We start from the raw sequence: 13149 nt of genomic DNA, 5'->3' as shown, positions 1-13149 counted from the left end.
TGTGTTCGAATCCTGATCTTATTGTTTTGTTTGTGGTTCATTGTCGGTGGTCCGTCTTTCTGGAACAGCTTGGAAAATATCACCAATCGCATGGCTGTCCCATTCAGTATACGTATCAAGCCCCAGGGCATACATGATAGTCGCTCCGGTATCTAATAAAGAGACCGATTGGGTGATGGGATGGTTCCTTTTAATATTCGCGCCCCAGGCAATCCAGGGAATTGTGGCATCTAGCTCTGAGGTCGTAAGGCTGGTCGGGACTGTTTGACCTCCCCCTGTTGGGGGCGAAAGAGGCCCGCTATTCAGGCCAGTAATAATCACCATGGTTTTGTCCAAAACTCCAAGTTCTTTATACGTTTGGATGATTTGTTCCACGGCGGTATCAATAGACAGTAAGGCAGCCGAATATCTTTCGGAATCCCATCCGTATTTCTGCCCGACCTTCACCGCCGTAGGCAGATGTACTAATAAGAGGTTTGGCACTCCAAAAAGCCGGAAGCCATAGCCTTTCTCACTGGTAACTTTTTTTAAAAAGTCTTTGATATATGCCGATGCTCTTTCGGGCGTGCATTGGGGTTTGGTGTAGCCACAGACTTGGGAGTCGACATAAATTTCCGGTCGAACTAATTGATAGAGTCGTTCGTCCATAAGAAAGACGCCGGTATCTTTCCCGCCAGCCAGATCCATGTAGTCAAAGACCGTGGGTGAGCGCATAAATGAACGTGCAAAATCGTACGTTTCCCATGCGGCGGATACCCGATGTTTTTCGACTTGAAGGCCCGTGAGCAGAGAAGCCATCGCCGGAACGGTGAGAGGAGGGGTAATGGATTGAGCGGACCAGGTCACAGCTCCATCCTTGGCTAATTGAGCTAGGTTTGGAGTCATGCCGCCTTGAATGGATGATGATTTGATCCCTTCCAAGACGACTAGAATAATATGTTCGGCTTGTGCGGCGGAAGCAATCGAGGCGGTTCCACCGAATAGCGCAAGCCAGACCACACTCCATGTTAGGAAAAAACACGGCAAGAGTTTACCACGACGATGTTGTTGAGGACGTTTTTGTGAAGTACTCATAATTTCTGCCCTGCTCCACGACAAGAAAATAAAGATGAAATTGGGATGGAACTTTTATTATATATCATTAAGGAGAATTCACCTTCAATTATAAGGCACGTGATCGAAACTGAACTTATCATGCAGATTTTCAGGCGGTCAACCAACTGAGAAGGCCAGGATTTTCTTCCGATGAGAATTAGCGGACCAAAAATTTTCAAGCATCTCTTGCCCTGGGTGGAGGTGATCCATTATGAATGGGGCCTCACATTCAGATGATTCCCAATGCCCCACGAAAATAATTTCCAACATGCTAATTATACGAAGTCGGACCCTGGAGTTCGGGTTGGCTATCGAACCTTTCAACCTGGAAAGGTAGATTCGCCTTCGTGGGGCCAGGGGATGGTTGGTGCTGGCGAACGGATGGCCCAATCCCGAGTAAAGGGGATACTCTTCCTCAATGGTCTGCCATTTATGGATCTCTTTGGTGTGGCCAGATTGGATGAGGTGGGAGGGTTAAAACGAGGATATTCCCGAGGAATATCTGGCCTTGAATCGTTGCTGGCCCTCTTTCGCCCTACTACAAACGGTATTTGTCTTCCAGATGATCCCATTCACCCTCCTGTAACGAACGATGAACCAACTTACGGGAAGGTAGACCGGCTCGCTCAGGATGCAGGAAATTTTTCTTCATCGTATGTAGGGAAATTTGAACTCGCCCTGACTCAGGGGAGCGGCCAATCAATTCCTTGTCGTCGATACCTTTGGTCTTCAATGAATCATCACGTTGGCCGCGTGGAAGCCGCCATGCATCTTTTGATGTATCTTCGAGATTGGGTTTCTGAGCTTGATCTAACAAAAGATGACCGGGTTCTTCTCGTTGGCCATGGACATGCGGGTCAGGTCCTGGCTTTATTGTCGAATATTCTAGGCAGGGGGGAATCGGAAGTGAGGGCGCGCGTTTTTGAGATTTTGGCTAAATACTGGCAAGCGAGTTCTTCAGCCGATCGGTGCGTAGAACAGCTCGAACGCTTGTATGGTCTTGTCATGGATCAAACGGCGTTAAAAGGCGCAACGATCGATGTCGTGACGTTGGGAACTCCGGTTCGCTACGGCTGGGATACCGATGGAATTGGTCATCTGCTGCATGTCGTGAATCATCGTGAGATTCGAACTGATGGCAAGCGTTGGTTGGCGAAAATTGAATTACCTCAAATTGCGTGGGAAATGCCCTATCAAACTGGTGGGGATTACGTACAACAATTGGCTGTGGCTGGCACGGATATGGTTCCGAATAATCCGGAAGCTGAGCAGGCTAATGTTGATTTCAGAGAAATTTTTGAACCCTATGACGGCTTTGAGCGGTGGCTGGAATGTACTCGGCGTGGGACTCGGTGTGCCAATGACGGACAATGTCTGTTGGTGGAATATGGAGTTCAGGCGGAGGAGTCTCCTCGACAGCACTTATTCGGCCATGCATGTTATACCCACAGCCGGGCCATGTTATTTCTAGCGACCGAAATCGTACAGGCATTTTATTCCCCGAAGAGTCATTGATTGAGTGAAAAAATCATTTTGGTCCCAGAGCCGGCGGTGAGGTTCTGGGATTTTTCATTCGATGGGCCATGAGGCGTGTTGCCTCCGTTTCGTCTTTCGCTCTGGGCCGTTAGGCGCACTTCTTTATAGATCCAAAGACACATTGATTCTCTTTGAATCCCTATGATATCAACACAGGGCTTGCCAAGGGGTTTAAAAAGTCCCTGATGACTTAATGAAATTGTAAAGTTCTTACAACCCTTATATTGAAGAGATAGACCCTTATGATTGTTGGCGTCTTACGAGAAACGTATCCTGGTGAACACCGAGTGGCTCTAGTTCCAGCTGTGCTTCCCTCGCTGAAAAAAGGGGGAATGGATGTCATGGTGGAATCCAAGGCTGGAGAACAAGCGGGTTATCCTGATTCCGCGTATGTCGAAAAAGGCGCAACCATTGCCTCATCTCGGGCACAAGTGTTCGAGAAAGCTGATTGCGTTGTTCAAGTGCGGTTGTTGGGAGCAAACCTTACCGAAGGTCAAGCAGACTTAACAGGCTTTCGCAAAGGACAGATGCTGGTTGGAATGGCCGAAGCTTTGACTGCCCCTCAATCGGTTCAAGACCTGGCTTCTCGTGAGGTCATGGCCTTTGCTTTAGAATTGATGCCTCGCATTACCCGTGCCCAAAGCATGGATATCCTTTCCTCCATGGGGACGGTGGCTGGTTACAAGGCGGTACTGATTGCGGCCAGTTCGCTGCCAAAAATGTTTCCAATGCTCATGACAGCGGCCGGAACGGTCACTCCTGCGAAGGTCTTAATCATCGGCGCCGGGGTTGCAGGATTGCAAGCCATTTCTGTGGCTAAGCGATTAGGGGCTGCTGTTGAGGCGTATGATATTCGCCCTGCGGTCAAAGAACAGATTTTAAGTTTAGGCGCCAAGTTTGTCGAACTGCCTTTGGAGACAGCTGCTGCGGAAGATAAAGGGGGGTATGCCAAAGCCCAAGATGAAACCTTTTACAAGAAACAGCGAGAGTTGTTAGGAAAAGTCATTGCTACGAGCGATGTGGTGATTTCCACGGCGGCTGTGCCTGGGAAAAAAGCACCTATTCTTATTACGGCCGATATGGTTGGGGCTATGGCCCCAGGGTCTGTGATTGTAGATTTGGCTGCAGAACGGGGCGGAAACTGTGAGCTGACCAAGTCTGGCCAAACTATTGTCATGCACGGTGTGACTATTCATGGTCCTGAAAACTTGTCCTCAACCGTGCCGTTTCATGCCAGTCAAATGTATGCCAAAAATGTGGCGACCTTTCTCCTCCATATAGTGAAAAAAGGGGAAATTCAAATTGATATGAACGACGAAATTACGAAAGAAACCATGTTGACCAGAAATGGGGAAGTTGTTCAGCCGCGCATTCGGGAAGTATTGGGACTTCCTGCTTAATCGGCGCAAGAACGAGGGAATTGTTATGGAAATGTTTCTTATGTCCTTTACGGTTTTTGTCCTCGCGATCTTCGTGGGCTTCGAGGTCATCACGAAAATACCGCCCACTCTTCATACTCCCTTGATGTCAGGTTCTAACGCCATTTCAGGGATCACCTTAGTAGGGGCCATTGTTTCTACAGGCACAGAGCTGTGGGTTACCACCGTTCTGGGTTTTCTTTCTGTGGTCTTGGCGTCTATTAATGTGATTGGTGGATTTATGGTGACGAACCGAATGTTGGCCATGTTCAAAAAGAAGACCTGAAACATATGTACGATTTCATTATAAATTTTTCTTACCTCGTTGCGTCCGTCCTGTTCATTTTTGGCCTGAAGGGCCTTACCCATCCTCGAACGGCAGTTCGCGGGAATTTTCTGGGTGCCTGTGGAATGCTGCTGGCCGTGGTCGTGACCCTCACGGATCGACACATTGTCAGTTATGAGTACATTATTTTGGGAATGGTAGTGGGTGGTGCCATTGGCGCGGTGTTGGCCATTCGCATAGAGATGACCTCTATGCCAGAGATGGTCGCGCTTTTGAATGGATTTGGTGGCGCTGCCTCAATCTTTGTGGCTGGGGCCGCTTTGATTGAAGGTTCTTCGTTAACGGATTCACCTATGTTTCAATTAACGATTGCCACCGCTGCCTCAGGATTAATCGGGGCCGTTACGTTTTGGGGTAGCCTGGTAGCCTTTGGAAAACTGAAGGGGCTGATTTCGGAAAATGCGATTTTGTTTTCCGGTCAACAAGTGATTAATTCTATTTTGGCCATATTGGTCCTTGGGTTAAGCATAGGGGTGGTATTAAGTCCTGAGAATTTCTCGCTGTATTGGATGTTGGTGGGTGTGGCATCTGTGTTAGGAGTTTTGCTGGTGCTTCCTATTGGTGGTGCGGATATGCCTGTGGTGGTGGCGTTATTGAATTCCTATTCGGGGTTAGCTGCCGCGGCAACAGGTTTTGTGCTTTCCAATAATGTCCTCATCATCACCGGTTCATTGGTTGGTGCGTCCGGGATCATTCTGACCCATATTATGTGTAAAGCCATGAACCGTTCATTGACCAATGTCTTGTTTGGAGTGATGGGGCCTTCAGGTGAGGGTGGCCAAACCGCAGATGAAGTGTATGGGGGAAAAGTTAAGTCGGCATCTCCTGAGGAAGTTGCGTTGCTGTTTGATGCGGCGCGGCGAGTGGTAATTGTTCCAGGCTATGGAATGGCCGTATCCCAAGCTCAACATCCGGTCGCCACCCTGGCCGCTCTTCTGGAGAGCCGTGGGACCACCGTAGAATATGGTATCCATCCTGTGGCAGGAAGAATGCCAGGCCATATGAATGTCCTTATGGCTGAGGCGGATGTTCCCTATGATGCGCTGAAAGATATGGATGAGATCAACCAAACGATTGATCAGGTGGATGTTGTCCTAGTTATTGGTGCCAACGACGTGGTGAACCCCTTGGCCAGGACTGATCCAAGTAGTCCAATTGCTGGAATGCCCATCATTGATGTCGATAAGGCAAAAATCGTTGTGGTAATAAAACGCAGTTTAAGCCCTGGTTTTGCTGGAATCCCCAATCCGTTATTCGCCTTGGATAATTCATTGATGTTATTTGGAGATGGCAAAAAGATGGTATTGGATATGGTTGCCGCATTGAAAGACTCATAGTGTGATCATTTTAAAGTATCATATATAAAAACTTTTCTTTGATTTTAAAGGTAAATTTACAAAATAAGGAATTAATATCGTCTTGCATAGGCTTACCACTCGTGATAAAGTGGCAGACTTGGAAGCAGAGCGTACAATTGTAAAATGTTGATTTAATCTTTAGGTTGAGGGAAACGTGGAAGTACGAGTTATCAATAACAACGTTGAAAAAGCATTGAAAGTCGCTAAGAAAAAGTTAGCGGCAGAGGGTTTATTTCGTGAATTAAAACGGCGCAGATTTTATGAAAAACCTAGCGTTAAGAAAAAGGGTAAAGAGCGTGAAGCCGCACGTCGTCGCCAAAAATGGCTTTCAAAGAATAGAATGTTTTAGTCTTCTAGTAACTACCTGCCCCCCAACATTACAATTTCTCCTCGATTTTTCTCTCCAAGTCTAATTAAAGGAAAATATGAATGAGGATGACAATCTTGTCTTCCTCAGCCTGGTTAAAAAGGCTATAAGGGCATTTCCTACCCCAATCCTTAGTCACCTTGCCGAACAAGGCAGTGACCCATTTAAAATCCTGATTGCCTGTGTTTTGAGCTTGCGAACTCGTGATCAAGTGACCGCCGAGGCTAGCCAGAGGTTATTTGCAATTTCATCTGACCCATTTTCAATGGCTAAAATGCAGGTGAAAAAAATAGAGAAAACAATTTTCCCTGTCGCGTTTTTCCGCATAAAAGCTAGGCAAATTAAGGGAATAAGTCAAAAAATCTGCAATGATTTTCACGGGAAAGCTCCTGATACTATTGATGCCCTGTTATCATTGCCAGGGGTTGGGCGTAAAACTGCTAATCTGGTGGTTACTTTAGCCTATAAAAAGCCAGGAATATGCGTAGATACACATGTCCATCGGATTTGCAATCGATGGGGTTTTGTCTTTACCGCTACCCCTGATGAAACAGAGCAAGCACTTCGTGGGAAGCTTCCTCGAAGGTGGTGGATTCCGCTCAATGGGATGTTGGTCCCGTTTGGTCAAAATATATGCACGCCGGTTTCGCCTAGGTGCAGTGTTTGTATTCTGGGTCAATGTTGTCCCAAAAATGGTGTTTTATCTATACGGTAATGAAATTTTGATATTTCTTTGGAAGGTGAACTATTTGCATGGTTCTACGTGGACCTAATTGTTGTATGGAGCTCAGGGTTATCAAGGTGACCAAGTTTGGATATCTAAAAAATTAAACCATAAATAATTAGGAGCAATTGAGCAAAAGAGGGAATCAATCTCATGCTTGTGCCTGTGGTTATCATGGTTATTACTGATGAATAGTGTTTCGCTAGGTGGTGTTACCGTTTAATGCATTGTTACTAATTGGTATCGTCTCGTGATAGCACGATGTGTAATTTTTTATTTAACTATATTTTTCAATAACTTATGTATTTTTATTATGCTTTAAGTTAAATTTTGGCATTGGAAAATAAATGATGCCGTTACCATTCAGAATCATTTAATTTTTTGTAAAAGATCGTAATTAAATTTTTTATAATTTATACAATGACTTACGATATTTTCATGGTAATGGAAAAAGGTTCAAATCTTGCAAATTTTCATTTTTGCAATGAATTCCATCAATTAAATAATAAAATTGACCAAAATCTTAATTTTTGTAAAGGAGGTGATACGAGTTTTAAGTATGAATTGGTGAATTAAATCATGGACTTAATGTCCTGCACTCACTTAGGAGGTGTAAGCAATGTTTCTTTCTAGACGGCAATTCTTGAAAGTTTCAGCAGGAACAGTCGCAGCGGTGGCACTGGCCGATAAGGCCTTGGCCCTAACGGCGTTACAGCCGGTCATCGAAGTTGGAAATCCTCTCGGGGAATACCCAGACCGGTCATGGGAACGTGTCTATCATGATCAATATCGATATGACAGTTCCTTCACGTGGTGTTGTTCTCCGAATGACACGCATGCGTGTCGTATCCGGGCCTTTGTCCGGAACGGGGTCGTCATGCGCGTGGAGCAAAATTACGATCATCAAACCTATGAAGACCTCTATGGCAACCGTGGGACGTTTGCGCATAATCCGCGTATGTGCTTGAAGGGCTATACGATGCATCGGCGGGTATATGGCCCCTACAGGCTGAAAGGTCCCTTGATGCGGCGGGGATGGAAAGCCTGGATGGATGACGGAAGCCCAGAATTTACCCCCTCTATCATGAGCAAATATAAATTCAACGCCCGCTACTTGGATGATATGTTGCGGGTCTCCTGGGATACCGCCTTTACCTATTTGGCGAAAGCTATGATCATCATTGCAGAGCGGTATAGCGGAGAAGCGGGTGCTCGGAGATTACGGGAGCAGGGCTATCCGCCGGAGATGATCGAAATGACCAAAGGGTCAGCTATTCGCGCATTTAAATTCAGAGCCGGTATGCCCATTCTTGGGGTTATCGGAAAAATGGGCATTACCCGGATGAATGGGGGCTGCGGGGCATTATTGGACACCTACATTCGAAAGGTTCAGCCGGATCAGGCGCAAGGTGGCCGATACTGGTCGAACTATACCTGGCACGGTGACCAAAATCCTGCTCATCCGTTCTGGAATGGTGTTCAGGCTTCAGATGTCGACATGAACGACATGCGGTTTTCGAAATTGAACACGAGTTGGGGTAAGAACTTCGTGGAAAATAAGATGCCGGAAGCGCATTGGAAGCTGGAGAGTATTGAGCGGGGAGCCCGGTTGGTGGTCATCACTCCGGAATATAACCCCACAGCCTATAGGGCTGACTATTGGATGCCGGTGCGACCAGCAACTGATGGAGCGTTATTCTTAGGTGCATTGAAAATCATTTTTGACGAGAACATGTACGATTATGATTTCTGTCAATCGTATACAGACATGCCCATTTTGGTTCGGACGGATACCCTCCAATACCTGGATCCCCGCGAAGTGATTAAGGATTATGCGTTCCCGGATTTTGCCAATTCGTATTCTGGCAAAGTGCAAACCATGAAGCCTGATGTCATTGCGCGTTTGGGCGGTTTTATGGTGTGGGATCTTAATAAGAACCAAGCCGTGCCCCTTCATCGGGAATTGGTGGGCTGGCATTATCGAAAGAGTGGGATTGATTCGGCCTTGACGGGGACCTATCGTGTGACCCTACTCAGTGGCCGTGAAGTGGACGTCATGCCGATTTTCCAAATGTATCAAGTCCATCTGCAGGACTATGATTTGGATACCGTCCATCAAATCAATCGATGTCCGAAGGACTTGATTGTACGGTGGGCGCGGGATTCAGGGACGATTAAACCGGCGGCCATTCACAACGGTGAAGGGACGAACCATTACTTTCATCAAACCATCATTGCACGCGGCGCGGCGATGGTATTGATTGTAACGGGCAACGTCGGGAAGTTTGGGACCGGCCAACATACTTGGGCCGGGAACTATAAGGCCGGAATTTGGAATGCTACCCCCTGGGGCGGCGGCGGTTTAGGAACCCACACCGGTGAAAACCCGTTCAAAATCACATTGGACCCGAATGCTCATGGCAAAGAAATTCATGTCAAAGGGTATTACTACGGGGAAGAAGTGGCCTACTGGAATCACGGCGATACGGCGTTGATTGTGAATACGCCGAAGTATGGTCGGCGGGTGTTTACGGGGAAAACGCATATGCCAACCCCCAGTAAATTCCGGTGGGTAGCCAACGTGAACGTGTTAAACAACGCCAAGCACCATTATGACATGGTGAAAAACGTCGATCCGCACATCGAAACATTGGTCAATCAGGATGTGGAGATGACGTCAGATGTCAACCATAACGACGTCTCGTTTGCCGTCAATACCTGGATGGAATTTACGTATCCAGAGCATACGGCGACGGTGTCGAATCCGTGGTTCCAAGTATGGAAGGGTGGAATCAGGCCATTGTATGACACCCGGAACGATTTGGATACGGTGGCGGGCGTGGCGGCCAAACTCAGCGAAATGACGGGTGATGGCCGGTTCCGCGATTACTTCAAATTTGTCTATGACAATCGCGTGGACGTGTATCTCCAACGGTTGCTGGATGCCAGTAGCACGGCCTATGGCTATAATGTGGACACGATGTTGAAGTCAGAAAAGGGCTGGATGGTGATGTGCCGAACCTATCCACGGCACCCGTTCTGGGAAGAGACTAACGAGTCGAAACCGCAATGGACACGCACAGGCCGGTATGAGAATTATCGCGTGGAACCAGAAGCCATTGAGTATGGGGAAAACTTTATCTCGCATCGTGAAGGGACGGAGGCCACTCCATACTTGCCCAATGCGATCATGTCGTCCAATCCGTATGTCAGGCCGGATGACTATGGGATTCCGATCACGGCGCAACATCATGACGACAAAACCGTCCGTAACATCAAGTTGCCTTGGGCGGAAATTAAACGGTACTCCAATCCACTCTGGGAGAAGGGGTATCAGTTCTATTGCGTAACGCCGAAGACCCGGCATCGGGTGCATAGCCAATGGTCGGTGAATGACTGGGTCCAAATGTATGAATCCAACTTTGGCGATGCCTATCGAATGGATAAGCGGACGCCAGGGGTGGGTGAACATCAAATTCATATCAACCCGCAAGCGGCCAAAGATCGTGGGATCAACGATGGGGACTATGTCTACGTCGATGGGAACCCGGTGGACCGGCCGTATCGTGGGTGGAAACCCAGTGACCCCTATTACAAAGTGGCACGGTTGATGATCCGGGCGAAGTACAACCCGGCCTTCCCCTACCATGTCACGATGGCCAAACATGCGCCGTACGTGTCGACGGCGAAGTCGGTGAAGGGGCATGAAACCCGGCCTGACGGGCGGGCGATTGCACTGGATACCGGCTATCAATCGAACTTCCGGTATGGGGCGCAACAGTCCTTTACCCGTGACTGGTTAATGCCCATGCAGCAGTTAGATTCGCTGCCCGGCAAACATGCCGTCGGTTGGAAGTTTAAGTTTGGTTACCAGGTGGACAACCATGCGGTCAACACGGTGCCGAAAGAATGTCTCATCCGCATTACCAAGGCGGAAGACGGCGGCATTGGCGGACGTGGGCCGTGGGAACCGGTTCGGACCGGGTTCACCCCAGGCCAGGAGAATGAGTTTATGATTAAATGGCTGAAGGGTGACCATATTAAGATTAAGGTGTAGGAACGGGTTTAGGGGAACCCAACGAAAATTATGTCTTTGGGTTCCCCTCTCGTTCACTCGGTAATTCAAACAATAGAAACGGAGGACGACAATGCCTGAAGTGTATAACTGGCAGTTAGGACGAAAGATGCTGTATCCGTATGAGGAGCGGCATCCGAAATGGCAGTTTGCGTTTGTCTTTAACATCAACCGGTGTTTGGCGTGTCAAACCTGCTCGATGGCGGACAAGTCGACGTGGCTGTTCAGCAAAGGGCAGGAATACATGTGGTGGAACAACGTGGAGACGAAGCCGTACGGGGGCTATCCGCAGTTCTACGATGTCAAGATCACGCAGTTGATTGAGCAGGTCAATCCGGGCGGGCAGGTGTGGAACGTGCGGGTGGGCCGCAAACACCATGCGCCGTACGGGGTGTTTGAAGGGATGACGATCTTTGATTCAGGGGCCAAGATCGGGCAGGCGGCCATTGGCTATATCCCGACCGACCAGGAATGGCGGTTTGTGAATATTTATGAAGATACGGCGACCTCGATGCGGGCGATCGTGGAAGGGGTCGATAAGACGGGGTTTACGAAAGAAGAGCCGTGGAAAATGCAAGGCAGCAGCTTGCCGGAGCATGAGACGTACTTCTTCTATCTGCAACGTATCTGTAACCACTGTACGTATCCGGGGTGTCTGGCGGCGTGTCCGCGGAAGGCCATCTACAAGCGGCCGGAAGACGGGATTGTGTTGATCGACCAGAACCGGTGCCGGGGGTACAAGAAGTGTGTGGAGCAATGCCCCTATAAGAAGCCCATGTACCGGGGCACGACGCGGGTGAGTGAGAAGTGTATTGCGTGCTATCCGCGGGTGGAAGGCAAAGACCCCTTAACGGGGGGCGAGCCGATGGAGACGCGGTGTATGGCGGCGTGCGTGGGCAAAATCCGGCTGCAAGGGTTGGTGAAGGTGGGCGATGACGGGCTCTGGGCGGAAGATCGCTGGAATCCGTTGTACTATGCCATCCGGGTGGAACAAGTGGCGTTGCCGTTGTATCCGCAATGGGGCACGGAGCCCAACGGGTTTTACATCCCCCCGCGGCAGGCGCCGCGAGGCTACATCCGGCAGATGTTCGGGCCGGGGGTGGATAATGCGATTGAGAAGTATCTGGTGCCGAGCCGGGAGTTGTTGGCGGTGCTGCAGTTGTGGCGGGCGAGCCAACAGATCATCTTCCGGTATGACGTGATTCCTGGGCCGAAAGTGTTTGAAACCCAAATCCATGGGCGGAAGTTTGAGATGTACAACGACACGGTGTTGGGGTTCAACAAATCGGGCAAGGAAGCGGTACGGCAGCAAGTGGAAGAGCCGATTTATATCCGCCCGGCGGAGCGGGTGAACTGGCTGTAAGCAGGTAGCCCAGAGGGGAACCCGAAGAGCAGGGGGTGACAGTCGTCACTCCCTGCTCTTTTTTTTGGGGGGATGCCGATCAATTTTTTCAGAGAAGATCTCGAAATTTATAAATGAACTGAGATGTTTTGAATTGAAACTGACTTGATTAGGAGATGAGGTACGCGGTTTCTATTAGGTTGGCCGGAAAAATTTATGTATTGGCAATATATAAAATTTTGGGCTTACCTAGTTAATAGATAAAAATTGATTTAGAACGGAATTGGGTGGTTGGAGTGGGTTGAAAAATTTTCAATTATTTTGACTTTCAGAGAATTTTTTCAAAAATTGTGGTAAAAAAATCGGTACAAATGTTTTGATATACAGGGAACCCCTGATACAATTACATATTAACTATTTGAAAATGTTGATTTCTTGGGCGATGAGGCCAATGTGGAGTTGTAGAGAAGCGTGACGAAACTTACGAAAACAATAGACGATCTTCCGTTTTCGGCTCAAGCTGTATCCTTTGCCGAAATCATTAAAAATGGCGAAATTCCAAAACAATATTTGGACAGTGAATATGTTATGCATCAATTTGTGGAACGTTTGGTTCACTATATTTTAAGTGTTCCGCAAGGCAAATTCTCAATGTCGGAGTTAGGGAAACTTTTGGAGAAAATGGATCCAACTCACCAGGTCTTCTTTTTTAAACGGCTTAAAGAAAATAGTCCCAATAGCCTGAAGCAATTTGCACCCTTGTATTATGGGTTTATGGCCGAATTTCATCCTTTATTATTTACCTGAGGTCCCCAGAGCAATAAAAAAGGCAACCTTGTTGTACAATTATAATGAAAAAGTCCTAGAAGGATTCTGAGTAGCAGTATA

10 protein-coding genes are annotated in these 13149 nt (G+C 47.9%); 9 read left to right on the top strand and 1 reads right to left on the bottom strand.

All coding sequences use genetic code 11. The features are described from left to right. Positions 1-18: 18 nt before the first annotated feature. Positions 19-1074: an alkaline phosphatase family protein gene (locus tag PQG83_RS14465; RefSeq protein WP_312742423.1), complete on the bottom strand. Its 1056-nt coding sequence runs from the start codon at positions 1072-1074 to the stop codon at positions 19-21. Positions 1075-1338: 264 nt separating this feature from the next. Between PQG83_RS14465 and PQG83_RS14460 the strand changes: the two genes are divergently transcribed. The 9 genes from PQG83_RS14460 to PQG83_RS14420 all read left to right on the top strand — a co-directional run bounded on the left by PQG83_RS14460 (position 1339) and on the right by PQG83_RS14420 (position 13068). Continuing rightward, positions 1339-2610: a hypothetical protein gene (locus PQG83_RS14460; protein ID WP_312742421.1), complete on the top strand. Its 1272-nt coding sequence runs from the start codon at positions 1339-1341 to the stop codon at positions 2608-2610. A 263-nt stretch (positions 2611-2873) separates the two neighbouring features. Next, positions 2874-4031 (top strand): NAD(P) transhydrogenase subunit alpha, encoded by a 1158-nt coding sequence (locus tag PQG83_RS14455; RefSeq protein ID WP_312742419.1) that lies wholly within the window; start codon positions 2874-2876, stop codon positions 4029-4031. 25 nt (positions 4032-4056) lie between these two features. Beyond that, positions 4057-4335 carry a proton-translocating transhydrogenase family protein gene (locus tag PQG83_RS14450; protein WP_312742417.1) on the top strand — a complete coding sequence of 93 codons (279 nt, stop codon included), beginning with the start codon at positions 4057-4059 and terminating at the stop codon, positions 4333-4335. 5 nt (positions 4336-4340) lie between these two features. Next, a complete protein-coding gene (locus PQG83_RS14445) occupies positions 4341-5732 on the top strand; it encodes an NAD(P)(+) transhydrogenase (Re/Si-specific) subunit beta (protein ID WP_312742416.1) in 1392 nt (463 codons plus the stop codon). 175 nt (positions 5733-5907) lie between these two features. Beyond that, positions 5908-6102: a 30S ribosomal protein S21 gene (gene rpsU / locus PQG83_RS14440; protein ID WP_312645163.1), complete on the top strand. Its 195-nt coding sequence runs from the start codon at positions 5908-5910 to the stop codon at positions 6100-6102. A 76-nt stretch (positions 6103-6178) separates the two neighbouring features. Then, positions 6179-6835, top strand: coding sequence for an endonuclease III domain-containing protein (locus PQG83_RS14435; protein WP_312742414.1), 657 nt, complete (start codon positions 6179-6181; stop codon positions 6833-6835). Positions 6836-7463: 628 nt separating this feature from the next. Continuing rightward, positions 7464-10901 carry a molybdopterin-dependent oxidoreductase gene (locus PQG83_RS14430; RefSeq protein ID WP_312742411.1) on the top strand — a complete coding sequence of 1146 codons (3438 nt, stop codon included), beginning with the start codon at positions 7464-7466 and terminating at the stop codon, positions 10899-10901. A gap of 379 nt (positions 10902-11280) precedes the next feature. Then, the gene (locus PQG83_RS14425; protein ID WP_312742408.1) at positions 11281-12282 is read left to right on the top strand and encodes a 4Fe-4S dicluster domain-containing protein; all 1002 of its coding nucleotides are present in this window, start codon (positions 11281-11283) and stop codon (positions 12280-12282) included. A 450-nt stretch (positions 12283-12732) separates the two neighbouring features. Next, a complete protein-coding gene (locus PQG83_RS14420) occupies positions 12733-13068 on the top strand; it encodes a fibroblast growth factor (RefSeq protein WP_312742405.1) in 336 nt (111 codons plus the stop codon). Positions 13069-13149: the final 81 nt, after the last annotated feature.

Source organism: Candidatus Nitrospira neomarina (assembly GCF_032051675.1).
Taxonomy (GTDB): domain Bacteria; phylum Nitrospirota; class Nitrospiria; order Nitrospirales; family UBA8639; genus Nitrospira_E; species Nitrospira_E neomarina.
The sequence above is the reverse complement of the archived record's forward strand: the minus strand, read 5'-3'. Positions and strand labels throughout refer to the sequence as shown.